General features: G+C 71.8%; 24 protein-coding genes. 15 read left to right on the top strand and 9 right to left on the bottom strand.

Annotated elements, in window-relative coordinates:
* Positions 1-12 precede the first annotated feature (12 nt).
* The gene (locus tag AF1_RS00235) at positions 13-765 is read right to left on the bottom strand and encodes a helix-turn-helix domain-containing protein (RefSeq protein ID WP_067792145.1); all 753 of its coding nucleotides are present in this window, start codon (positions 763-765) and stop codon (positions 13-15) included.
* 67 nt (positions 766-832) lie between these two features.
* Here AF1_RS00235 and AF1_RS00230 point away from each other — a divergent pair, with 67 nt between their 5' ends.
* From AF1_RS00230 to AF1_RS00210, 5 genes are all read left to right on the top strand, one after another.
* Complete coding sequence (locus AF1_RS00230; RefSeq protein ID WP_084262281.1) at positions 833-2143, top strand: MFS transporter; 1311 nt, start codon at positions 833-835, stop codon at positions 2141-2143.
* Positions 2144-2210: 67 nt separating this feature from the next.
* Entirely contained in the window at positions 2211-2915 is a 705-nt protein-coding gene (locus tag AF1_RS00225; protein WP_084262280.1) for a ComEA family DNA-binding protein, read from the top strand.
* Positions 2912-5194, top strand: coding sequence for a ComEC/Rec2 family competence protein (locus AF1_RS00220; RefSeq protein WP_084262279.1), 2283 nt, complete (start codon positions 2912-2914; stop codon positions 5192-5194). The genes AF1_RS00225 and AF1_RS00220 overlap by 4 nt, the downstream gene beginning before the upstream one ends.
* A gap of 20 nt (positions 5195-5214) precedes the next feature.
* Positions 5215-6222: a DNA polymerase III subunit delta gene (gene holA, locus AF1_RS00215; RefSeq protein WP_067791935.1), complete on the top strand. Its 1008-nt coding sequence runs from the start codon at positions 5215-5217 to the stop codon at positions 6220-6222.
* Between the two features lie 158 nt (positions 6223-6380).
* Positions 6381-7343 (top strand): DUF5954 family protein, encoded by a 963-nt coding sequence (locus AF1_RS00210; protein ID WP_131732491.1) that lies wholly within the window; start codon positions 6381-6383, stop codon positions 7341-7343.
* Between the two features lie 28 nt (positions 7344-7371).
* Here AF1_RS00210 and AF1_RS00205 read toward each other — a convergent pair whose 3' ends face one another.
* The 3 genes from AF1_RS00205 to rpsT form a co-directional block, all read right to left on the bottom strand.
* Complete coding sequence (locus AF1_RS00205) at positions 7372-7788, bottom strand: SRPBCC family protein (RefSeq protein WP_067791930.1); 417 nt, start codon at positions 7786-7788, stop codon at positions 7372-7374.
* Positions 7789-8004: 216 nt separating this feature from the next.
* Positions 8005-8547 (bottom strand): RNA 2'-phosphotransferase, encoded by a 543-nt coding sequence (locus AF1_RS00200; protein ID WP_456151175.1) that lies wholly within the window; start codon positions 8545-8547, stop codon positions 8005-8007.
* 46 nt (positions 8548-8593) lie between these two features.
* Positions 8594-8863, bottom strand: a complete 270-nt coding sequence (gene rpsT, locus AF1_RS00195; RefSeq protein ID WP_067791927.1) for a 30S ribosomal protein S20 — start codon at positions 8861-8863, stop codon at positions 8594-8596.
* Between the two features lie 204 nt (positions 8864-9067).
* On the opposite strand from rpsT, the gene lepA reads away from it, so the two are divergent.
* Positions 9068-10942 carry a translation elongation factor 4 gene (gene lepA / locus AF1_RS00190; protein WP_067791925.1) on the top strand — a complete coding sequence of 625 codons (1875 nt, stop codon included), beginning with the start codon at positions 9068-9070 and terminating at the stop codon, positions 10940-10942.
* Positions 10943-10945: 3 nt separating this feature from the next.
* On the opposite strand, the gene AF1_RS32835 is transcribed toward lepA, so the two are convergent.
* Positions 10946-11479, bottom strand: coding sequence for a DUF4870 domain-containing protein (locus AF1_RS32835; RefSeq protein ID WP_084262278.1), 534 nt, complete (start codon positions 11477-11479; stop codon positions 10946-10948).
* Positions 11480-11629: 150 nt separating this feature from the next.
* Positions 11630-12502, bottom strand: a complete 873-nt coding sequence (locus tag AF1_RS00180) for a hypothetical protein (protein ID WP_067791918.1) — start codon at positions 12500-12502, stop codon at positions 11630-11632.
* Positions 12503-12652: 150 nt separating this feature from the next.
* Here AF1_RS00180 and AF1_RS00175 point away from each other — a divergent pair, with 150 nt between their 5' ends.
* Entirely contained in the window at positions 12653-13093 is a 441-nt protein-coding gene (locus AF1_RS00175; protein WP_067791914.1) for a hypothetical protein, read from the top strand.
* Between the two features lie 30 nt (positions 13094-13123).
* Positions 13124-14332 carry a radical SAM family heme chaperone HemW gene (gene hemW / locus AF1_RS00170; RefSeq protein ID WP_067791912.1) on the top strand — a complete coding sequence of 403 codons (1209 nt, stop codon included), beginning with the start codon at positions 13124-13126 and terminating at the stop codon, positions 14330-14332.
* Here hemW and AF1_RS00165 read toward each other — a convergent pair.
* Complete coding sequence (locus AF1_RS00165; RefSeq protein ID WP_242608701.1) at positions 14329-15144, bottom strand: DUF3097 domain-containing protein; 816 nt, start codon at positions 15142-15144, stop codon at positions 14329-14331. The genes hemW and AF1_RS00165 overlap by 4 nt on opposite strands.
* 202 nt (positions 15145-15346) lie before the next feature.
* On the opposite strand from AF1_RS00165, the gene hrcA reads away from it, so the two are divergent.
* The 3 genes from hrcA to AF1_RS00150 all read left to right on the top strand — a co-directional run bounded on the left by hrcA (position 15347) and on the right by AF1_RS00150 (position 18292).
* Complete coding sequence (gene hrcA / locus AF1_RS00160; RefSeq protein ID WP_067791907.1) at positions 15347-16360, top strand: heat-inducible transcriptional repressor HrcA; 1014 nt, start codon at positions 15347-15349, stop codon at positions 16358-16360.
* Position 16361: 1 nt separating this feature from the next.
* Positions 16362-17495 carry a molecular chaperone DnaJ gene (gene dnaJ / locus AF1_RS00155; RefSeq protein WP_067791905.1) on the top strand — a complete coding sequence of 378 codons (1134 nt, stop codon included), beginning with the start codon at positions 16362-16364 and terminating at the stop codon, positions 17493-17495.
* A gap of 65 nt (positions 17496-17560) precedes the next feature.
* Positions 17561-18292: a 16S rRNA (uracil(1498)-N(3))-methyltransferase gene (locus AF1_RS00150; protein ID WP_067791903.1), complete on the top strand. Its 732-nt coding sequence runs from the start codon at positions 17561-17563 to the stop codon at positions 18290-18292.
* Positions 18293-18321: 29 nt separating this feature from the next.
* On the opposite strand, the gene AF1_RS00145 is transcribed toward AF1_RS00150, so the two are convergent.
* Both AF1_RS00145 and AF1_RS00140 read right to left on the bottom strand, forming a co-directional pair.
* Entirely contained in the window at positions 18322-19017 is a 696-nt protein-coding gene (locus AF1_RS00145) for a hypothetical protein (RefSeq protein WP_067791901.1), read from the bottom strand.
* The gene (locus AF1_RS00140) at positions 19014-19601 is read right to left on the bottom strand and encodes a SigE family RNA polymerase sigma factor (RefSeq protein WP_067792131.1); all 588 of its coding nucleotides are present in this window, start codon (positions 19599-19601) and stop codon (positions 19014-19016) included. Before AF1_RS00140 ends, AF1_RS00145 begins: the two co-directional genes overlap by 4 nt.
* Before the next feature lie 299 nt (positions 19602-19900).
* Between AF1_RS00140 and AF1_RS00135 the strand changes: the two genes are divergently transcribed.
* From AF1_RS00135 to AF1_RS00120, 4 genes are all read left to right on the top strand, one after another.
* Positions 19901-20245, top strand: coding sequence for a histidine triad nucleotide-binding protein (locus AF1_RS00135; protein WP_067791899.1), 345 nt, complete (start codon positions 19901-19903; stop codon positions 20243-20245).
* A 144-nt stretch (positions 20246-20389) separates the two neighbouring features.
* Positions 20390-21469: a PhoH family protein gene (locus tag AF1_RS00130; protein ID WP_084262290.1), complete on the top strand. Its 1080-nt coding sequence runs from the start codon at positions 20390-20392 to the stop codon at positions 21467-21469.
* A complete protein-coding gene (gene ybeY / locus AF1_RS00125) occupies positions 21466-21942 on the top strand; it encodes an rRNA maturation RNase YbeY (RefSeq protein ID WP_067791897.1) in 477 nt (158 codons plus the stop codon). Before AF1_RS00130 ends, ybeY begins: the two co-directional genes overlap by 4 nt.
* Positions 21942-23273, top strand: coding sequence for a hemolysin family protein (locus tag AF1_RS00120; protein WP_067791895.1), 1332 nt, complete (start codon positions 21942-21944; stop codon positions 23271-23273). Before ybeY ends, AF1_RS00120 begins: the two co-directional genes overlap by 1 nt.
* The last annotated feature ends 27 nt before the right edge of the window (positions 23274-23300 follow it).

Here is a 23300-nt window from a genome sequence, read left to right as displayed (position 1 = left end):
CCGCCCGCCGGGCTACCGGGAGGCGAGAAGGCGGCGGAGGGCGGTCGGAGGATGGCCCGTCTCCGCCTTGATCGTCCGGGTCAGGTGGGCGTGGTCGGCGAAACCGAGATCGCCGGCGAGACCCGCCAGGTCGCGTTCGCCCTGTTCGATGCGGTCGAGTGCGCGGCCGACCCGGATCCGGTTCCGGAAGCGGGTGACGGACATGCCGGTCTCCCGGCGGAACGTCCGGCTCAGGTGGGACGGCGAGACCTCCAGGAGCCGGGCCAGCGGGACGAGCGCCGCCGCTTGCGGATGGTCGCTGACGATGGCCTCGCGGGCTTCGTCGACCAGGGCGCGGCGGATGCGGCCGGTGTCGTCCAAAGCCAGGTGGACGAGAAGCCCCAGCAGCCGTTCGGCCGTCTCGTAGCCCACGTCGGGGCCGGCTCGCAGCAGGAGCCGGTGGGCGACGTCCGCGCGCGCGCCGACCCTGACCATCCCGGCCGATCCCCGCCACAGACCGGGGGAGAGCGTGATGGCGGTGCACACGTCACCGCCCGCCGGATGCGCGAACCGGCCCTCCCCTCCCGGAGCCTCCGCATACCCCATCGTGGGGTCGATCACGGCGCGGCCGTGGCGAGAACGCATGCGGAACCGTCCCGCCCGTACGAGGACGATCCGGTGAGCGGTGAACGACTCCGGCTCCGACCAGCCGGGCCGGTGATCGGTGCAACGCACCGTGTGGACGGCGAAGTCCTCCGTCACGGCCACGGCCGTCGACTCGCGCATGGCCGCCATCGTACGCAGATCAAATATCTTCAAGCGCCGTTACGGGCTGGGCGCGCACACTCGCCGAATGGTCAGGCGATGGCTGCTGGTGGTCCTGCTCACGGGCCAGACGATGGTTTCCATGGACGGCTCCATCGTGGCGGTGGCGCTGCCCAATATCGCGGCGGGGCTGCACTCGTCCGGGGCATTGCTGCAACTCGTCACGGGCGGATACATCTTCGCCTTGGCCGTACTGGTCGTCACGGGGGCACGCCTAGGCGACAAGCACGGCTACCGCACGATGTTCTTCTTCGGGCTGTTCGGCTTCACCGCCGCGTCCCTGGCCTGCGGACTTGCGCCGACCGGTGCCGTGCTCGTCGCCGCGAGGGTCATTCAGGGAGCGTCGGCCGCGCTGCTGCTGCCCCAGGTGCTCTCGCTCATCCAACTGGCCTTCGACGGCCCTGCCAGGGCACGTGCACTCGGCCTCTACTCGATGGTTCTGGCGCTAGGGGTGGCCCTGGGACAGGTCGCGGGAGGCGTCATCGTGACCTTGGGAGGCAGTTGGCGTCCCATCTTCCTGGTCAACGTCCCCATCGGCGCCCTGCTCCTTGCCATAGGACCCCGAGTGATGCCCCCAGAACCTACGAGGGCAACGCGCCTGGATCTCCCCGGCGTGGCCCTGCTCTCTTGCGGAATGGCCGCGTTCGTGGTGCCGCTGGTGCTGGGCAGGGAACAGCACTGGCCGCTCTGGACGTGGCCGTCCCTGGCGGCAGGCTGTGTTCTTCTCGCGGTCTTCCGCGTCCATGAACTGAGGGTCACGTCGCCGCTTCTGGATCTGTCGGTGTTGCGGCGGCCTGCCGTCCGTCCCGGCCTGTTCGCGGCCTGTGCGGTGATGGGCGCCTACACCGGATTCCTGTTCCCGCTCGCGCTCTACCTACAGGACGTTCTCGGCTTCTCGCCGCTTCATGCCGGGTTGACGTTCGTCCCGTACACGGTGGGTTTCGCTACGGCGGGCCTGGGCTGGACGCACCTGCCGCCGCGCATGCGGCCCGCTCTCCCGCCCGCCGGACTCCTCTCCTTCGCGGTCGCGGCCTCGGCCTTGGGTCTTGTGGCGGGAGACGGATGGCCGACACTCCTGTCCGTCCCGCTGCTGTTCATCTCCGGCGCGGGCCATGCCGCGGGCTTCAGCCCCCTCGTGGACCGGGTAACGGGCTTGGTGGGCCCCGACCAGGCATCGTCGGTCTCCGCGCTGACCAACACCGGGACACTGCTGGCGAACGTCCTCGCGATCGCCGTCTTCGGTGGCGTCTACCTCTCAGGGCCGGGCACGCTGTCCCACGTCACGGCGCTCATCGCGGCCCTGCTCGTCCTCGCCGCCGTGGCCGCCGGGCGCCGCTGACCGGGAGTTGTCCACAATTGCGCAACCCGGCGCGGCCCCCCGCGGGCTCTCCTTACCGTCAGGCGGCATGAGACCCGACCCGCAGGACCGGCTGCACACCCTCATGGGCCGGCTGAAGCCGCCCACCGCTCCCGACGCGCCCCCGGCGGCCCGCTTACGTGCGATGCCGGAGAAATCCCACGTCCGCACCCTCGTCCTCATCGGCGTGGTCGCCGCCCTGGTCGCGGCCGGCTACCTCTGGCTCGCGCGCCCGAGACCCGATGACCGGGCGGTCCCCGCCGCGAGCGCCTCCCTCACCGACCCGCGGCCGGCCGTGTCCGTGAGCCCGGCGGCGGCCTCCTCCCCGGTGGTCGTCCACGTTCTCGGCAAGGTCGAGCATCCGGGCGTGATCACGCTCCCGTCCGGCTCCCGGGTCGCCGAGGCCATCAAGGCCGCCGGCGGTGTCCGCCCGGGAGCGAAGACCGGCACCCTCAACCTCGCCCGCACGCTCGTGGACGGCGAACAGATCCCGGTCGGCGTCCCCCGGCCGACCCCGCCACCGGGAGCCGCCCCCTCCGCCGGCCCGTCCGGAGCGCCCGGCACTCCGCTCGACCTGAACACCGCCACCCCGGACCAGCTCGACGACCTCCCCGGCGTGGGCCCCGTCCTGGCCCAGCGCATCGTCGACTACCGCGCCCAGCACGGCGGGTTCCGCTCGATCGACCAGCTCCAGGAGGTCAACGGCATAGGCGCCCGCCGCTTCGCCGATCTGAAACCCATGGTCCGCGTATGACCCACGACATCCGCCTGCTGATCCCCGCCATCGCCACCTGGGTGGCGGCCGCAACGACCATGGGCCTCCCCCCGAAACTCACCTACGCCCTGGCGGCAACGGCGGCCCTGGCGTCCCTCTGCCTGCTGATCCCGCGCTCCCGCACAGCGCACCCCGGCGGGACGGGCGGGCGGGTCGTCATCGGGGTCGTGCTGGCGTGCGCGGCGGCGTCGGCGTGCGGGGTGGCGCTCCGGGCGACCGCCGTCGGCGGCGGGCCGGTGCGGGACCTCGCCCGCGCCGGACGGACGGCCGCGGCGGAGGCGGTGGTGACCGAAGACCCGCGGGCCACCCCCGGCCATGGCCGCCGGATGGTCGTCCTCCGGGCCCGGATCGAGGCGGTGCGGCGGGCCAAGGTCCGCGTTCCGGTGCTGCTCATCGCGGGCGACCCCCGCTGGCTTCGCCTCCTTCCCAGCCAGCGGGTACGGCTGCGGGGCCGGTTCACGACCCCCGAGGGCGCCGGCCTGCTGGCCGCGGTCGTGATCGTGCGCGGGCCGCCCACCGTCCTCGGCACGCCGTCCCCGGTGCAGCGCGCCGCCGAGCATGTACGTGCCAGACTGCGGGCGGCGGTGGACCGGCTCCCGCCGGATCGGCGCGGTGTCCTGCCGGGCATGGTCGTCGGCGACACCTCGCGCATCGACCCCGCGCTGGCGGAGCACTTCCGCACCGCGGGCCTCACCCACCTCCTGGTGGTCTCCGGCGCGAACCTCGCGATCGTCGTCGGCGCCGTTCTGGGGCTGTGCCGCCTCGCCGGTCTCGGGCCCCGCCGGGCCCCGCCCTTCGCCGTGCTCGCGGTGTTCGGATTCGTCATCGTCGCGCGGCCGGAACCGAGCGTCCTGCGGGCGGCGGTCATGGGGTCGATCGGCTTGCTGGCCCTGGTCACCGGCCGGGAACGCCAGGGGCTTCCCGCGCTGGCCGCCGCCGTCCTGCTCCTCGTCCTGATCGATCCGGAACTCTCGCGCTCGTACGGGTTCGCGCTCTCGGTCCTGGCCACGGCCGGGCTGCTGGTCCTGGCCCCGCCGTGGCGGGAACGGCTCGGCCGGTGGCTGCCCGGCCCGATCGCCGGCGCCCTCGCCGTCTCGGCCGCCGCCGAGGTCGCCGTGGCACCCGTGCTCGTGACGCTCTCCGGCGAGGTGGGCGTCGTCTCCGTGTTCGCGAACCTGCTGGCCGCCCCCGCCGTCGCCCCCGCCACCCTCCTCGGCGCCCTCGGGGCCGTGACCGCGCCCGTCTCGCTGCCCGCCGCCCGGCTGATCGTGTGGCCCGCCGGCCTCGCCGTCGGCTGGATCATCTGGGTCGCCCGCACCGCCGCGAAACTGCCCTACGCGACGATCCCCTGGGCCGGCGGCGGGCTCGGCGCCGTGACGCTGCTGGCGGCGGGCGGAGCCGCCGTCCTGATCCTGCGCAGTGGCCGCCTGCGTCTCATCGCCGCCGCGGCCATGACCGGTGTCCTCATCGCGGTCGTCGCCATGCGCGCGATGTCCCCCGGCTGGCCGCCGCCCGGCTGGCAGATGGTCGCCTGCGACGTCGGCCAGGGCGACGCCCTCGCGCTGTCCGCAGGCCCCGGCCAGGCCGTCGTGGTGGACACGGGCCCGGACCCCGCCCCGGTCGACCGCTGCTTGCGGCGTCTCGGGGTGAGGGACGTCCCGCTCCTCGTCCTGACCCACCCGCACGCCGACCACATCAACGGCACGTCAGGTGTCAGACACGGCCGTACGGTCCGCCAGGTGCTGACCACGCCCCTCACCTCCGGCCGCGAGGCCCGCTACACATCCGGCATCCCCATCGGTCCCGCTGAGCCGGGCCGGCAATGGCGCATAGGCGAGTTGACGCTTTCGGTCCTGGCCCCACCCGGCAACGGCCCGACCCTCTCGGCCCAGGACGACGGCACAACGGTCAACAACGCGAGTGTGGTCCTCCTCGCCCGCAAGCCCGGATTCAGCGCACTCCTGGCGGGCGACATCGAAGCGGACGCACAGCGAGCCCTGGAATCGGCCGTCCCCTGCGTCCAGGTTCTGAAGATCCCCCATCACGGCTCCCGCAGCCAGGACCCGCGCTTCCTGGCCGCCGCTCACGCGGCCGTTTCCCTGATCTCGGTCGGCGAGCACAACGACTACGGCCACCCTTCCCCGGCGACCCTCAACCTCCTCAGCCGCCTCCACACCCGGATCTACCGCACCGACCGGGAAGGAGACATAGCCATAGTCCGCACCGCAACCGCCGTAACAGTGGTCTCTCGCCACTGACCGAGCGCGAGAACCGCCGGATGGCACGGGGCGAGGGACGGGCGTGGCATGCTGCTGGGGTGTCGGTTGAGCCCATCATCTTGATCATCGGTGACGAAGAGCTGCTCGTGGAGCGGGCCATCGCCGATGTCGTCGCGTCCGTGCGGGCGAAGGATCCCGATGCCGAGGTGACCGACCTCGCGCCGGGCGGGCTGGAACCCGGGCGGATCTCGGAGCTGACGTCGCCGTCGCTGTTCGGAGGCGGGAAGGTGCTGGTGCTCCGGTCGGCGCAGGATCTCGGGAAGGACCTGACGGCCGAGGTGCTCAGGTACGCCGGGAACCCGGCGGACGAGGTGGTGCTGGTCGCCGTCCACTCCGGCGGGGCCAGAGGGAAGGCGCTGGTGGAGGGGCTGACCAGGCTCAAGGCGCGCAAGATCTCGTGCCCGAAGGTCACCAAGGTGGGGGAGCGGGTCGATTTCGTGCGGGCCGAGATCCGCCGGGCGGGCGGGAAGATCTCGGCGGACGGGGCGCGCGGTCTGCTCGACGCGGTGGGCAACGACCTGCGGGAGCTGGCGGCGGCCTGCAGCCAGCTGGTCGCCGACACCGGCGGGAAGATCGACGACGCGGCCGTCGCCCGCTACTACCGGGGACGCGCCGAGGTCAGCGGGTTCACGGTGGCGGACAAGGCCGTCGAGGGGCAGCTCGCCGAGGCCCTGGAGCAGCTCCGCTGGGCCCTCGCGACGGGTGTGGCGCCGGTTCTGATCGTCAGCGCGCTCGCCCAGGGGGTGCGGGGGCTGGCGAAGGTCGGCGGGGCGCCGCGGGGTGCGCGTGGCGCGGCGCTGGCGAAGGAGCTGGGCATGCCGCCGTGGAAGATCGACCGGGTGCAGAAGCAACTGCGCGGCTGGTCCGGCGACGGGGTCGCGCGGGCGCTGAGCGCGGTCACCGAGGCGGACGAAGCGGTCAAGGGGGGTGCCGCCGATCCGGCGTACGCGCTGGAGAGGGCGGTCGCCCAGATCGTCGCCGCTCGGGGCCGGCACCCCGCGCCGTAGGTGCCGCACCGCGCGCCGGTGACGGGCTCGCGGGTGATCTCGGCGGTGAGGGGTGCGTTCTCGGGCGCTTCGGACATATCGCGCCGGTGAGGGTGATTCACGGCGGGTAATCTCACGAATCGTATGCGGGTGGATCGATTCTGTGACGATGATGGGGCATGAGCTTCCCATTGATGCAGGGGTACGACCGCATCGAGATGGTCGCCGACCTCGATCCGGTGGCGGCGGTGCGGGACCGGGAACTCGGCGAGCGGATGCGGGACTACCCGAAACTCTTCCCGGCCGGGTCGCCCGACTTCGGGTTCGCGATCCAGAGCGGGACGCGCTGGCGCATCGGGTCCGTCGGGGCGTCCAACCCGGAGGAAGGGCGGCGGAGCCTGGCCGCCCATCTGCGCCGGACGGTGACCGAACGCGAGCCCGCCCCGGAACTCGCCCGCGCGATGACGGCCGCCGTCGACCGGCTGGATCCCGAGGAGGGCGAGCAGCTCGCCAAGGACGAGTGGGAGATCGGTGACCGGCGCTACCGGGTGATCCGGATCGAGAAGTTCACCCTGGTGGGCGGTGGTGCGATGGAGCCTCCCCGGTCCACCGACACCGATCCGGCCGGGGCTCCGACGCTGCTTCGCGGCCACCCCATCGATCCGCTGGCGCCGGCCGGGCACTGGGAGACGCAGTTGAGGCTGAACCTCCTCGGGCACCGGCCCCACCCCGGTACCGTCCCGGACATCGTCCAGACCGAGGCCGACCATGCGATCCGCACGCACCCGGGCGTGCTCCTGCTGCCGCCGACCTTCATCGTGGTGGAGATCGAGGACGGTGCCTGGAAGCCCCTCACCGGGGGAGAGGGCCCCGATGTGGCGCGCCATCACCTGGCCTGCCACTTCACCGAACTGCTGCCCCTGCTCCGCGAGTTCCAGGGAGATCCGGCCTCGGCGGAGGAACTCGCCGGGTGGGCGCGGGCGGCGGAGGAGATCAGGGCCACGGACGGCCACGAGTTCGCCACCATGGGACGCGTGTTCCGCACGGTGCGGGTCTCGCGGATGATGCGGATCGGCCGGGACGGTCCCGAGGGGCCGCGGCCGTCCGACCAGGAACGCTACGGGAGGGCCGCCGCCCAGTAGGCCGCGGCTGCGCGGGCATGGGGAGAACCTAGCGTTCGGCTTTGGCCTTCAGGCCGTTGGCCTCCATGGTCACGTAGCGGCGGGTCAGGCGGCCCGTGAGGAGGGAGACCAGGGGAACCAGGGGGCCTTTCTGGTCGACGCTGAGGCGGACGGTGACCGTTCCGCCGGGCCTGGGGACGATGTCGTGGCCGCCGGTCGTGGTGACGCCGGGTGAGCGGGATTCCCAGGTGAAGCTCTTGCCCTCCTCGAACGCGGTGACCGTCCAGACGGCGGCGGGAAGCTTCGGCTGGTGGACGCGGGCCCGGCTGGAGAGGGTGAACGGTTCGTCGAGGATTTCGACGCGCTCGATGGAGGCCGTCATCTCGGGCCAGCGTTCAACGTCTTTCAGGAGGGCCCAGACGGTGTCCGGAGCGGCGTCGATGTCGACGGATACCTCGAAATGCACGATGTGCCCCTTACGCGGTGCGGACGGCGGTCGGGAGGCCGGCCACCGGGGAACGTCAGCGAGGCCCCGCGGGCGGAGAGCGTAGCGGGGACGCCGGCAGGCCGATGATCTCGCAGGCCGCCAGGCCGGGAGGCAGGGGGTGGCCGTTCACGCCGGCGGGGCCGCCGCGCGGGGGATGCGAAGTGCGGCACATGCCCGATCGGGCCGCCGCCGAGGTCATTCGCGGATATATTCCGGCGGCACGAAGCCGGCCAGCCACACGCCGTTCGCGCTGACCCGGAACTCGTGCCCGTCCGCGGCCATCCGCCCCGCTTCGACGGCGAGGACGACGGGCTTCCCGCGGCGGGCGCCGACGCGCCGGGCCGTTTCGCGGTCGGGGGAGAGATGCACGGCGTGCCGCCCCATCGGCAGCAGGCCGTCGCGCAGGATCGGCTCCACGGAACGGCGGACGGTGCCGTGGTAGAGGAACTGCGGCGGGGACGCCGAAGGCAGGTTCAGCTCGACCGGGACCGAATGCCCCTGGGCGGCCCGGATCCGGTTCCCGTCCAGCTCGAAGCGCTTCTTGTCGTTCACGTTCACCACGTGCTCCAGTTCGGAGCGGGTGAGCGCGAAACCGTGCCGGGAACACGCCGCGAGCAGTTCGGTGACGTCCACCCAGCCTTCGGCGGAAAGGGTGAGGCCGATCCGCTCGGGGCGGTGCCGCAGATGCCTGGCGAGATACTTCGAGATCTTCACCACGCGGCGTTCGTCCATGGACATGCGTCGGGGCCGGCGCCCGAAACGGCCGGCCCCGGGCGTGCGGCTCTTACTTGGCCTGCAGCGTGGCGGCGCGCTTGGCGATCGCCGACTTGCGGTTCGCGGCCTGGTTCTTGTGGATGACGCCCTTGCTGACGGCCTTGTCCAGCTTGCGTGCCGCGTTGCGCTGCGCCGCGACGGCGTCGTCGGCGTTGCCGGCCTCGGCGGCCTCGCGGAACTTGCGGATCGCCGTCTTCAGCTCGGACTTGACGGCCTTGTTGCGCAGGCGGGCCTTCTCGTTCTGCTTGTTGCGCTTGATCTGGGACTTGATGTTAGCCACGTCGTAGTGCCTCAGCTTGGTTGCGATCCTTGCCTGCTCACGCGCAGGCTCTGACGAATGTCTGAACGGGGGCGGACGGTGCCCCCGGGGCACGACGCTACGCCACACGCAGTCGCACAGCCTACCAATCACCGGAGCTCGTCCCAAACTGGGCCGTGCGCGGAGCATCGCGTCCAGCATGGGACTATGGAAGCACCTCTGTCCATGCCCGCCAGTGAGTTTTGCGAACGGACCCCGGTGCCAGCACCCGAGCCTGACAAGACCGATCCCGCGATCATCCGCAACTTCTGCATCATCGCGCACATCGACCATGGCAAGTCGACCCTCGCGGACCGGATGCTGCAGCTGACGGGGGTGGTCGAGGAGCGCCAGATGCGCGCCCAGTACCTCGACCGCATGGACATCGAGCGTGAGCGCGGCATCACGATCAAGAGCCAGGCCGTCCGGCTGCCGTGGACGTCCGGCGGCGTCGACCACGTCCTCAACCTGATCGACACCCCGGGGCACGTCGACTTCTCCTACGAGGTGTCGCGGTCGCTGGCGGCGTGCGAGGGCGCGGTCCTGCTGGTGGACGCGGCGCAGGGCATCGAGGCGCAGACGCTCGCGAACCTGTACCTGGCCCTTGAGGCCGACCTGCACCTGATCCCGGTGCTGAACAAGATCGACCTGCCCGCGGCGCAGCCGGACAAGTACGCCGAGGAACTGGCCGGGATCATCGGCTGCGACCCGTCGGACGTGCTGCGCGTGTCGGGCAAGACGGGCGAGGGCGTCCGCGAGCTGCTCGACAAGATCGTGGCGGAGGTGCCGGCGCCGGTCGGTGACCCGGACGGCCCCGCCCGCGCGCTGATCTTCGACTCGGTGTACGACACCTACCGGGGCGTCGTCACCTATGTCCGGATCATGGACGGACGGCTGTCCCGCCGCGAGAAGAGCCTGATGATGTCGACCGGGGCGGCGCACGAGACCCTGGAGGTCGGGGTGATCTCCCCGGAGCCGAAGCCCGTGCACGGTCTCGGCGTCGGCGAGGTCGGCTACCTGATCACCGGGGTGAAGGACGTCCGGCAGGCGCGGGTCGGCGACACCGTGACCGGCGCGTCCCGTCCGGCGCCCGAGTCGCTCGGCGGCTACCGCGACCCGAAGCCGATGGTGTTCTCCGGCCTGTACCCGGTGGACGGCGACCAGTACCCGGAACTGCGCGACGCGCTCGACAAGCTGCGGCTGAACGACGCCGCGCTGGTCTACGAGCCGGAGACGTCGGCGGCGCTCGGGTTCGGGTTCCGCTGCGGCTTCCTCGGCCTGCTGCACATGGAGATCGTCCGGGAGCGGCTGGAGCGCGAGTTCGACCTCTCGCTGATCTCCACCGCGCCGAACGTCGTCTACCGCGTGGTGATGGAGGACGGGACGGAGCACACCGTCACCAACCCCAGCGAGTTCCCGGAGGGCAAGATCGGCGCGGTGTACGAGCCGGTGGTGAGGGCGACGCTGCTGAGCCCGTCCGAGCACATCGGCGCGATCATGGAGCTGTGCCAGGGCCGCCGCGGCGTGCTGCTCGGCATGGACTACCTGTCGGAGGACCGTGTCGAGATCCGCTACACGCTGCCGCTCGCCGAGATCATCTTCGACTTCTTCGACCAGCTGAAGTCGCGGACGCGCGGCTACGCGTCGCTCGACTACGAGCCCAGCGGCGAGCAGGAGGCCGACCTGGTGAAGGTCGACATCCTGCTGCAGGGCGAGTCGGTGGACGCGTTCAGCCAGATCGTTCACCGCGACAAGTCCCGCGAGTACGGGCTGATGATGACGGCCAAGCTCAAGGAGCTCATTCCCCGGCAGCAGTACGAGGTGCCCATCCAGGCGGCGATCGGCGCCCGGATCATCGCCCGTGAGAACATCCGCGCCATCCGCAAGGACGTCCTCGCCAAGTGCTACGGCGGTGACATCTCCCGCAAGCGCAAGCTGCTGGAGAAGCAGAAGGAGGGCAAGAGGCGGATGAAGACCATCGGGCGGGTGGACGTCCCGCAGGAGGCCTTCGTCGCCGCCCTCTCCACCGGTGGCGGCGACACCGACAAGGGCAAGAAGTAGCGGCTACTTCAGCAGGGGCCAGGCGACGACGGCCGGGACGCGGCGGAACTCGCCGCGGTTGGCGGCCCGGCCCGCGAAGACGAGGAAGACCATCACGGCGGCCGTGAACAGGACCGGCACCCAGATGAAGGCCTCGACGGCCAGGGACAGCAGGCCGCCGACGATCCACACGGCGGTGGCGGCGATGCCCATGTTGAGGCCCTGCGCGGCGTGCCGCCGGACGAACGGCGACCGGGCCTTGCCCAGGTAGACGATGGCCGGAGCGATGACGCCGACGAGGAACTGCCCCACGTACGCCATCAGCGACCACGTCTTGTCGTCGTCACTGACGGGGCCGTAGTGACCGGGTATCTGGACGGTGCCCCCACCCTGCTGGGGCTGGGGCTGCTGCCAAGCCGCATTGTGCTGTTGCTGCTGAGGCTGCGGGGATTGCTGCCAGGCATTGTTACCGGGCTGCTGCCAGGGGGTCTGCTGGGGCTGCTGCCAGGCGGAGCCAGGCTGTCCCTGGCCGGGCGACGGGGGAGGCCCGTAGGCCATGGCGGACGTCCTCTCCTTAGTTCGCTACGCGTTCGGTATGCGAGTCATTGCGCGAAGTGTACGACTCTTAGGACGCGCCAGGAGTTCGGACGGGTTCCGTTCCACCGCCGGGCCCGTGGCCGTTTCGCGCCACCGGCCGGGGAGCGCGCGTCAAAGGATCCGGAGCGCGCCGAGCGCGGCCGGCGGCTGCAGCGACACGGCCGTGAACCGGTCCGCCTCACCGGGCCGGTAGAGGGTGAGGCCCGACGCCGCGAGCCGGACCGTCCTGCCCCGCGTGACGATCTCGTGGCCCAGTTCGCGCAGCAGCGCGGTCACGTCGCCGGCGGGCTGGTCGAGCAGGTCGATGCCGTCCAGCCGGAAACGCAGCTCCGGGTTGCCGCTCCAGCCGGGCGCCCGTGTCCCGCAGATCTCGGCGAGCCGCTCCACGCCGTCCTCACCCCGGTCGGTGGACAGCGCCAGGGTCCCGCGCCCCACCCGGACGCTGCGGTGATCGGCCCAGCCGCACAGGAACGACGACTTCGGCGGAGGGGTGCCGCAGCGCTCGGCGATCGTGGTGAGGGTCGTCCACGCGTCCGGGGCGTGCGTGGAGAACAGCAGATTCGCCTGGGGCAGCAGCGCTCCGCGGCCCGGTTCCAGCGTGATGACGAACGGGGCGACCCGGCCCGGGAACCGCGCGGGGTCGGCCTCCTTGAGTGTGACGAGACCCTCCCACGCGACGGGCTCGTCCACCGCGAACCAGGTGATCACGGCCTCGGCCCCGAACTCCCGGAACGTCGCGTCGGTCAGCCGCTGGCCGACCGATTCGCGCAGCCCCTCGGCCGTCTCGGCGAGCCTGCGCCGCCACCACGGCGGCTCGGGGTCGGCGCGGCCGCCGGTCGACCAGCGGGTTCCCGCGCCGGGCAGATCCGAACGCCGCTCGCCGCCCGCGCCGTCGACCACCACGCAGTGCCAGCCGTCCGGCTCGCCCTGCAGCAGCACCCGCGCCGGCGCCCGGTCCTGCTCGGCCGCACCCTCGTCCACCATCCCGATGACTTTATCCACCCAAGAGGTCCGGCACGCCTCATTCCGCCCGCGCGGCGGACGGGTCCACTACGACACGGCGGGGTTGCTCGACCTGGGCGCGTATGTCGGTACGGTCGAACCAGCGGCCTGACCCGACCTCCCGGAGGTAGCGTGACCGACCCCGAGCAGGTTCTGCGTTCCGCGAAGGAGCGGGAAACGGTGAACGACGCCGTCCGCGCGCTGCGCTCCGCCGCCCCGGAGGGCTGGGAGCTGCTCGAGTTCGAGTTCCGCGCGACGGTCGGCATCGACAGCGCCTCGCTCGAGGTCGAGGACGCGGGCGGCGGGCGCCGCGCGGTCATCCCGCCGGGGCAGGCCATCGGGAAGATGGACGAGTTGCGCCGCGTCATGTACCGCGGCGGCAAGGGCGCGTGGTTCACCGCCCGCCTGCGGGTCGAGCGCTCGGGCCGGTTCAGCGCCGAGTTCGACTACGACGGGGAACCCGATTTCACCCCGCCCCTGACCCCGTCCGCCTACGCCCAGGACCTCGACCGCTTCCCCCGCTCGGACGCCCACATCCCCGACTGGCTCCGAGTCAAGCTCGGCGAGGTCTGAGCAGGGAGCCGGGCGGGGCAGACTTGAGGGGTGCCCTCGACTCTTCCTGACGGTGACCCCGTACCGGCGGACGGTGCGCTGCCCCGCACCGCCCTGGACGGGCTGGGAACGCGGCCGTTCGCGTTCTACGTCCATGTGCCCTTCTGCGTGACGCGGTGCGGGTACTGCGACTTCAACACCTACACGGCGACGGAGCTCGGCCCGGGGGCGGGCCGTGACTCCTACGCCGACACCGCCATCAGCGAGGTGCGGATGGCCCGGCGCGTCCTCGGAGACGTGGACCTGCCAGTCGAGACGGTCTTCGTGGGCGGCGGTACACCGACGCTGCTCCCCCCGGACGACCTGGGCCGCGTCCTGGCCGCCATCGACGCCGAGTTCGGGCTCGCCCAAGGCGTGGAGGTCACCACGGAGGCCAACCCCGAGTCGGTGGACGAGGCATACGTGGCCAAGCTCCGAGAGGCCGGGTTCACCCGGATCTCGTACGGTATGCAGAGCGCGCGCGAGCACGTCTTGGCCGTCCTGGAACGCACCCATACGCCGGGACGCATCCCGCAAGTCGTCGAATGGACGCGCAAGGCGGGGTTCGAGCACATCAATCTGGACCTCATCTACGGCACGCCCGGCGAATCCGACGACGACTGGAGAGCCTCCCTGGAGGCGGCCCTGAGCGCCGAGCCCGATCATGTATCGGCCTATGCGCTCATCGTCGAAGAGGGCACCCGCCTGGCCGCCCAAGTGAAACGCGGCGAACTCACGGCCCCCGACGACGACGCCATGGCCGACCGCTACCTCATCGCCGACGAGATGCTGGGCGCCCACGGCCTCCACTGGTACGAGATCTCCAATTGGGCGACCGACCCCACGGCCGCCTGCCGCCACAACATGCTCTATTGGACGGGTGCCGACTGGTGGGGTGTCGGCCCCGGTGCGCACAGCCACGTCGGCGGAACACGCTGGTGGAACGTCAAGCATCCCGCCGCCTACGCCGCCCGCCTCGCAGAGGGCACCACCCCTGCCTACGCCAGGGAGGTCCTCACCGGGGAGGACCGCCACATCGAACGCGTCATGCTCGAACTACGCCTGGCCCAGGGCTGCCCCACCACCCTCCTGGACGACAGGGCGGCCCGCACCGCGATAGCCGACGGCTTCCTGGAACCGGCTCCCTACGAACACGGCCGCGCCGTCCTGACCCTCCAGGGCCGTCTCCTGGCCGACGCCGTAACCCGCGCCCTCACCTAGGCCGTGGTCACGAAATCGATGAGTTCCTCCACCCGGCCCAGCAGGGCGGGTTCCAGGTCGGTGTAGGTGCTGACGGAGTTCAGGATGCGTTTCCAGGCGGCGCCCGTGTCGTCGCCCCAGCCGAGTTCGGCGATGACGCCCTCCTTCCAGGGGACGCCGCGCGGGATGCGGGGCCAGGCGCGGATGCCGACGGCCGCGGGCTTGACCGCTTCCCAGATGTCGATGAAGGGGTGGCCGGTGACCAGGACGTACGGGGACGACACCTGCGCGGCGATCCGGGACTCCTTGGAGCCGTCCACCAGGTGGTCGACGAGGACGCCGAGGCGGCGGTTCTCGTCCGGGGCGAACTCCTCGACGATGGCGGGCAGGTCGTCCACGCCTTCGAGGTACTCCACGACGATGCCCTCGACCCGCAGGTCGTGGCCCCAGATCTTCTCGACCAGCTCGGCGTCGTGGACGCCCTCCACATAGATGCGGCTCTCCTTCGCCACGCGGGCGCGCAGGCCCCGCACGGCGATCGAGCCGGACGCCGAGCGGGCCGGTCCCCTGGGCGCGGCCTGCGGGCGGACGAGCGTGACCGGCCTGCCGTCGATCAGGAAGCCCGACTTGGTCAGGGGGAAGACGCGGCGCTTGCCGAACCGGTCCTCCAGGGTGACGCCGAACTTGTCGCAGCCGACCACGGCACCGCAGAAACCGCTGTCGGGATCCTCCGCGACCAGCCCGGGTTCGGCCGGGATCTCCGGAATCTGGCCCTTGCGGGGCCTGCGCCAGTCGCCGGCCAGCACGTCGTTTCCGTAGTTGTCACTGCGCACGGGTCCGCACATTAACCCGGCGGGACGGCTGCGCGGGGTCGTCCCTCGTCCCTCGGCGTGGCGCCGGTGTCCGATGCGGATAGGATCGCGCAGCCGTGCGGGGAGTGCGGGGGCACTCCGATGAGGGGCTTCGGGGCCGTACAATTGGCACTCTAGAGTAAGGAGTGCCAGCGGTAGGGGTCGGGACGAAGGAGGTGACGCCGTGCTGGACGACCGGAAACTCGCGGTCCTGCGCGCCATCGTCGAGGACTACGTCTCCACCAACGAGCCGGTGGGCTCCAAGGCCCTGGCGGACCGGCACAATCTCGGGGTGTCGCCCGCGACGATCCGCAACGACATGGCGGTGCTGGAGGAGCAGGGCTACATCGCCCAGCCGCACACCAGTGCCGGGCGCGTCCCCACCGACAAGGGCTACCGGCTGTTCGTCGACAGGCTGTCCACGATCAAGCCGCTGTCGGTCGCCGAGCGCCGTGCGATCGAGACGTTCCTGTCCGGCGCCTACGACCTCGACGACGTCGTCGGCCGCACGGTGCGGCTGCTCGCGCAGCTCACCCGGCAGGTCGCCGTCGTGCAGTACCCGTCGCTGACCCGCTCGTCGGTGCGGCACGTCGAGCTGGTCCCGGTCGCCGAGGGACGGCTGCTGCTCGTCCTGATCACCGACACCGGGCGGGTGGAGCAGCGGGTCATCGAGACGCCCGGCAGCGTCTGCGAGGAATCGATCGGGCATCTGCGGGCGTTGCTCAACACATGCCTGGACGGGCTCGGCCTCGGCGATGTGCCGGCCGCCGTCGCCGACCTCCCCGAGAGGGTGGGGCCGGACGACCGGCCGGTTGCGGCCGCGGTGCTGTCCGTCCTGCTGGAGACGCTCGTCGAGAAGCACGAGGAGAAGATCGTTTTCGCCGGCGCGGCCAACCTCGCCGCCGTGGACTTCTCGCAGAGCCTGCGGGAGGTGCTGGTGGCGCTGGAGGAACAGGTGGTCCTCATGAGGCTGCTCGGCGAGACCGGGGACTCCTCTACAGTTACGGTGCGGATCGGCACCGAGAACCCCGATCTGGGGCTCCGATCGACCTCGGTCGTCGCCGCGGACTACGGGGTGGGCGACCTCACCTTGGCCCGGCTGGGAGTGCTCGGGCCTACACGCATGGATTACCCCAGCACGATGGGAGCGGTACGGGCAGTGGCACGCTACGTGGGACAGATCCTGGCGGGGTCGTAAGGTGGCGAACGACTACTACGCGACCCTGGGCGTCCGGCGCGACGCCAGCGCCGACGAGGTGAAGAAGGCCTACCGCCGGCTTGCGCGGGAACTCCACCCGGACGTCAACCCGGATCCGGAGACCCAGGAGAAGTTCAAGGAGATCACCCAGGCGTACGAGGTGCTCTCCGACCCCAAGAAGCGCGAGATGTACGACCTCGGCGCGGACCCGTTCGCCTCCGGGGCCGGCGCGGGCGCCGGCGGGTTCGGCGGTGCCGGGTTCCCGTTCAGCGACATCATGGACGCCTTCTTCGGGACGGCGACATCCCGCGGCCCCCGGTCGCGGGCGCGGCGCGGCCGGAACGCGACGCTGCGGGTCGAGCTCGACCTGAGCGAGACGGCGTTCGGCACGACCCGCGAGCTGTCCATCGACACCGCGGTCGCCTGCGCCACCTGCGAGGGGTCGGGCTGCGCGCCCGGCACCCACCCGGAGACGTGCGAGACGTGCCACGGGCGCGGCGAGGTGCAGCAGGTGCAGCGCTCGTTCCTCGGTCAGGTCATGACGGCGCGGCCGTGCCCGGCGTGCGGCGGGTTCGGCTCGGTGATCCGCAACCCGTGCACCGAGTGCTCCGGCGACGGCCGGGTCCGCACCCGGCGGACCGTCAAGGTCAAGATCCCGGCCGGGGTGGAGAACGGCATCCACATCCAGCTCGCCGGCGAGGGCGAGGTCGGGCCGGGCGGCGGTCCGCCCGGCGACCTGTTCCTGGAGATCGTGGAGAAGCCGCACGCGATCTTCGAGCGGGAGGGCGACGACCTGCACTGCACGGTCGAGATCCCGATGACCGCGGCGGCACTCGGCACCAGCGTCACGATCGAGACGCTGGACGCGGCCGAGGCCGTCGACATCAAGCCCGGCACGCAGTCGGGGCAGGTCATCACGCTCTACAACCGGGGCGTCCGGCACCTCAACGAGAGCGGTCGCGGCGACCTGATGATCCACGTGAACGTGGAGACGCCGACCCGGCTGGACGAGGAGCAGGAGGAGCTGCTGCGCCGTCTCGCGGCGCTGCGCGGCGAGGAGCGTCCGCCCGGCAAGTTCGCCCCCGGGCAGCGGGGCGTGTTCTCCCGCCTCAAGGACGTGTTCAACCAGCACTGAAGCGCCGTGGCGGCGGCCTACCAGGAGGGCCGCCGCGGCGAGCATGGTGACCAGGGAGGACGCCCATGAGCCCGCCGGTGTTCCTCGCCGCGACGGACGCGCTGGAACGCGGTTCCGTCGTTCTGGACGGGCCCGAGGGGCGGCACGCCGCGGCCGTGCGGCGGCTGCGGCCCGGGGAGCGCGTCGATCTGACCGACGGCGCGGGCCTGCTGGCCGAGTGCGTCGTCACCGCCGTCGACCGCGCGTCCCTCACGCTGGATGTGCTGGACCGGCACCGTCAGCCCCCGCCGTCGCCGCGTCTCGTGGTCGTCCAGGCCCTCCCGAAGGGCGACCGGGGTGAGCTGGCCGTCGAGACGATGACCGAGGCCGGCGTGGACGAGATCGTCCCGTGGGCGGCGGAGCGCTGCATCACCCGATGGCGCCCGGACCGCCGTGCGAAGGCACTCGGACGCTGGCGTGCGACCGCGCGGGAGGCGGGAAAGCAGGCGCGGCGCAGCCGGCTGCCCGAAGTAGCGGACCTCGCGTCCACCGAGGACATCGCCGGAAGGGTCTCCGCCGCGTCCCTGGCCCTGATCCTGCACGAGGAGGCGGAGTCGCCGCTGAGCACGGTGAAGCCGCCCGCGGAGGGCGACATCGTCCTCGTCGTCGGTCCCGAGGGCGGGATCAGCGAAGCCGAACTGGAGCGGTTCTCGGCGGCCGGCGGGCGCCCCACCAGGCTCGGCCCGACCGTCCTGCGCACGTCGACGGCCGGGGTGGCGGCGGTGAGCGTGCTGCTGGCCGCCACCGGCCGCTGGTAGCCGCCGCGCGTCAGGGCACGGCCCCGGCGTCAGGGAGTGGTCGCGGCGCCCTGCTCGCCCGGGTTCACGGGGGCGCTCGTCGGCGTCTGCGTCGGCTGATCGGTGGGCTGCGGCGTCGTCGGCGGCGTGGTGGGCTCGGTCGGCGTCGTCGGCGTGCTGGGCCGGGCGGTCGGCGTCTCGCTCGGGCACGGCTTGGTCGTGGGCGACGGCGTGGCGGCGGTGCTGGGCGAGGCGGAGGCGGTGCCCGACGCCGGCGGCGGGATGCGGCAGGACGACAGCCCGGGTGACGAACTGGGGCGGGCCGTCGACGTGGTCGTCGGCGCGCCGGACACGCTGCTCCCCGGCGAAGCCGGGTCGGGGAACTCGGGGCTGCCCTGGGAGTCGCTGCGGTCCCCGTCGGCGTCGCCGTGCCCGCTGTCGGACGGCCCGTTGCTGCCGACCGACTGCTGGATGAGGTTGATGGTCTGCGGTGCCGTCACGCCGAGGCCGGCGATCACCACAGCGGCGGCCACGGCGAAGACGGGCCGCGCCCAGCCGACGGTGAACCGGTCCCACCCGAACCGGGCGGGACCGAACCGTCCGAGACCGAACCGGCGGCCCTGCCCCTCGGCGATCCGGGCCCGGATGCGCTCCAGGCCGTCGCCCGCGGGGTTGACCGAGTCCGCCTCCGCGCGCAGGGCGCGGCGCAGGATCTCGCCGTGCTCGTCGTGGGGGTCGGTGGTCATGAGAACTGCTCCAGGACGTTGCGTAGCGCGGTCATTCCGCGCGCCGTATGACTTTTCACGGCGCCGCGGGAGATGCCCATCGTGTTGGCGATCTCCGCTTCGGAGAGATCGGCGTAGTAGCGAAGGACGAGCGCCTCCCGCTGGCGGGCGGGAAGCCGGGACAGCGCGTCGATGACCGCCGAGCGTTCCAGCTCCCCGATGGCCCCGGCCTCCGCGCTCGGCGCGTCCGGCAAGCCCTTCGGAGCGTACTTCTCGACGACGGCGCGGTGCCGGAGCACCGATCGCGACCGGTTCACCACCGATTGGCGCAGGTACGACAGGGCCTTGTCGGGATCGCGCAGGCGGCGCCATCCGCCGTGCATCGCCACGAAGGCGTCCTGGACGACCTCCTCGGCCGTCCCGGCGTCCCGTACGAGCATGGCCGCCAGGCGTACCAGCGAACGGTAGTTGGCGCTGTAGAGCGCGGTCACAGCCTGGTCGGCGTCCCAGGCGACGGCCACCGCCCCCGCCGTGCCCCTGGCCACGAGGGTCTCGGTCACGTCAGTTGGACGCGCACCCTCGTCGCCCGGTTTACGAAAGGGCATGTCCTGGTCTGCCTCGGTCACCTATCCGCCGCCTTCGCCGGCCCCGGCCGTCCATTCGGACGGTCGCCCTCGGGGTGGCGTGAATCGGGCGCCCCCGCCCGGCCGAGACGTGCCGCAACGCCGTGCGAACCAGGGGGTACGCCTTGAGCTGACAACCTTAACCAGTGACCGGTCGGAATGGTGACCGTAACCGGAGAGTCGATGGGGGAAAACCGATCCACCACGGGGCGCCGCGGGCCGTGCCGGCGCGGGGCTCGATAGGATTCCGGGGCGGTCGCGGCCGCGGCGAGGGGAGACAGATGACCGACTGCCTGTTCTGCAAGATCGTTTCTGGTGACGTGCCCGCCAAGATCGTCCGCGAGTCGGCGGGGGTGGTGGCGTTCCGTGACATCAACCCCCAGGCGCCCACGCATGTGCTGGTCATCCCCAGGGAGCACCACTCGACCGCCGCCGAGCTCGCCGCGTCCGACGCCGAGCTGCTGGCCGAGGTCGTCCGCGAGGCGCACCAGGTCGCGGTCGACGAGGGCATCGCCGACACCGGCTACCGGGTCGTGATCAACACCGGCGCCCAGGCCGGCCAGACCGTCTTCCACGTGCACGCCCACGTGCTCGGCGGGCGTGGCCTCAACTGGCCGCCCGGCTGACCCCCGGCCGCGGCCCCGCAGGGGCGTTCGGCGCGCGAAAAATCCTTCGGCGCCGTGGCGGGGGTGCCCAGTACGATGGATGTGGCATACCTGGACACCCTGAGTACACAGAAGGCAGGTCCGAAAGGCCGCAAGGCCCGGCTGATGGTCGAATCAACTCACACGAGGTCAACTCGCCCGGAGCGCGACGACCGGAACGGCGCGCGCTCGCAGATCAAGATCGTGGTGCCGGACGACCATTCGATGGTGAGCCTGCTGGGCTCCCGGGACGAACTGCTCCACACGATCGAGCAGGCGTTCGGCAGCGACATCGACATCCACGTCCGCGGCAACGAGATCACCGTGACCGGGCCCGAGAGCGAGACCGACCTGGTCTCCCGGCTCTTCACCGAGATGTTCGAACTGCTGAAGGGCGGCACGCAGCTCACTCCCGACGCCGTTGAGCGCAGCCTCGCGATGCTGCGCGGTGAGAGCGACGCGCGGCCGGCGGAGGTCCTCACCCTGGACGTGCTGTCCAGCCGGGGCCGGACGATCCGCCCGAAGACGCTGAACCAGCGGCGCTACGTCGACGCGATCGACAGGCACACGATCGTGTTCGGGATCGGCCCCGCCGGCACCGGCAAGACGTACCTGGCGATGGCCAAGGCCGTCCGCGCGCTGCAGGACAAGCAGGTCAACCGCATCATCCTGACGCGTCCCGCGGTCGAGGCGGGGGAGCGGCTCGGGTTCCTGCCCGGAACGCTCTACGAGAAGATCGACCCGTACCTGCGGCCGCTGTACGACGCGCTGCACGACATGCTCGACCCCGACTCGATCCCGCGCCTGATGGCCGCCGGGACCATCGAGGTCGCCCCCCTCGCCTACATGCGCGGGCGGACGCTGAACGACTCGTTCATCATCCTGGACGAGGCGCAGAACACCTCGCCCGAGCAGATGAAGATGTTCCTCACCCGGCTCGGCTTCGGCTCGAAGGTCGTCGTGACGGGCGACGTCACGCAGGTCGACCTCCCCGCCGGGCAGATGAGCGGGCTGCGCGTCGTCCAGGAGATCCTGGAGGGCGTCGAGGACATCGACTTCTGTCGGCTGACCAGCCGCGACGTCGTCCGGCACAGGCTCGTCACCGACATCGTCGACGCCTACAACCGCTGGGACGAGGCGCGCGTGCCGGAGATCAAGCAGGGTGCGGCCGGACGCGGCGGATCCCGCAAGCGAGGGCGGCAGTGAGCATCGAGGTGCTGAACGAGTCCGGCGTCCCGGTCGACGAGAAGGCGATCGAGCGGCTGTCGCGGCACGTTCTGGACGGCATGCGCGTCCACCCGCTGGCGGAGCTGTCGGTCCTGCTGGTCGACGAGGCCGCGATGACCGAGCTGCACGAGAAGTGGATGGACGAGCCGGGCCCGACCGACGTGCTGTCGTTCCCCATGGACGAGCTGCGTCCCGGCCACCTGTCCGGCGGCGCCGACGAGGACGGCGAGACCGATCCGGGGCTGCTCGGCGACGTCGTCCTGTGCCCGTCGGTGGCGGAGAGGCAGGCGCGGGAGGCCGGGCACAGCACCGGGGACGAGCTGGAGCTGCTGTGCGCGCACGGCATCCTCCATCTCCTCGGTTACGACCATGCCGAGCCGGAGGAGCACAAGGAGATGTTCGGCCTGCAGGCCGAGCTCCTCACCTCCTGGCGGGAGAAACGCGGCGGCTGATGAGCACCGCGCAGGCGTGGCTGTCGGCCCTGGCGGTGGGCCTGGTCCTCTTGGCGGGGCTGCTGGCCGGCACCGAGGCGGCGCTCGCCCGGGTGTCGCGCGTCACCGTCGATGAGGCCGTCCGCGAGGGGCGGCGCGGCGCGGAACGGCTCGCGGAGGTCGTCGCCGACCCGGCCCGCTACGTCAACATGGTGCTGCTGCTGCGGATCGGCTGCGAGCTGGTCGCGACCGTGATCGTGGCGGACCTGTGCATCTCCTGGCTGAACGAGACGTGGCGCGCCTACGTCACCGCCGCCGCGATCATGATCGTGGTCAGCTATGTGGTGATCGGGGTCGGACCGCGCACCCTCGGCATCCAGCACGCCGAGCGGATCGCGCTGGCGGGCGCCGCCGTGATCCATCCGGTGACGCGGGTGTTCGGGCCGCTGCCCCGGCTGCTGATCGCGCTCGGCAACGCGCTGACGCCCGGCAAGGGGTTCCGGGAGGGCCCGTTCGCGTCCGAGGCGGAACTGCGCGACCTCGTCGACCTCGCCGAGCAGCGCAGCCTGATCGAGCCGGTCGAGCGGGAGATGATCCACTCGGTGTTCGAGCTGGGCGACACCCTCGTCCGCGAGGTGATGGTGCCGCGCACCGACATCGTGTTCATCGAGCGCACCAAGACGCTGCGGCAGGCGCTGTCGCTGGCGCTGCGCAGCGGTTTCTCCCGCATCCCCGTCGTCGGCGAGAACGAGGACGACGTCGTCGGCATCGCCTACCTGAAGGACATCGTCCGCCACACCCAGGAGCACCGGGAGAGCGAATCCGTGGAGACGGTCGGCTCGGTGATGCGGCCGGCCACCTACGTCCCCGACAGCAAGCCGATCGACGAGCTGCTGCGCGAGATGCAGGCCCGGCAGATCCACGTCGCGATCGTCATCGACGAGTACGGCGGCACCGCCGGCCTCGTCACCATCGAGGACATCCTGGAGGAGATCGTCGGGGAGATCACCGACGAGTACGACCGCGAGACCCCGCCCGTCACCTGGCTGCCGGACGGCGCCGCCCGCGTCACCGCCCGCCTGCCCGTCGAGGACCTCGCCGAGCTGTTCGGCGTCGAACTCGACGCCGAGGAGGTCGAGACGGTCGGCGGCCTGCTCGCCCACGCCCTCGGCCGGGTCCCCATCGAGGGCTCCACGGCCGCGGTCGGCTCCGCCGAGAACGGCCCCGTCCTGTCCCTCAAGGCCGAGACCATCGCGGGCCGCCGCAACCGCATAGGCACGGTGCTGGTGCGCAGGCTGGGCGCCACCGCCGCGGAAGCGCCGGACACCGAGGATTCCGGCCAGACCCGCTAGGCGCCCATCACCGGCTTACCGGCGCGT

The organism is Actinomadura formosensis NBRC 14204 (assembly GCF_001552155.1).
Lineage (GTDB): Bacteria > Actinomycetota > Actinomycetes > Streptosporangiales > Streptosporangiaceae > Spirillospora > Spirillospora formosensis.
This window is presented reverse-complemented; position numbering and strand designations above follow the sequence as displayed.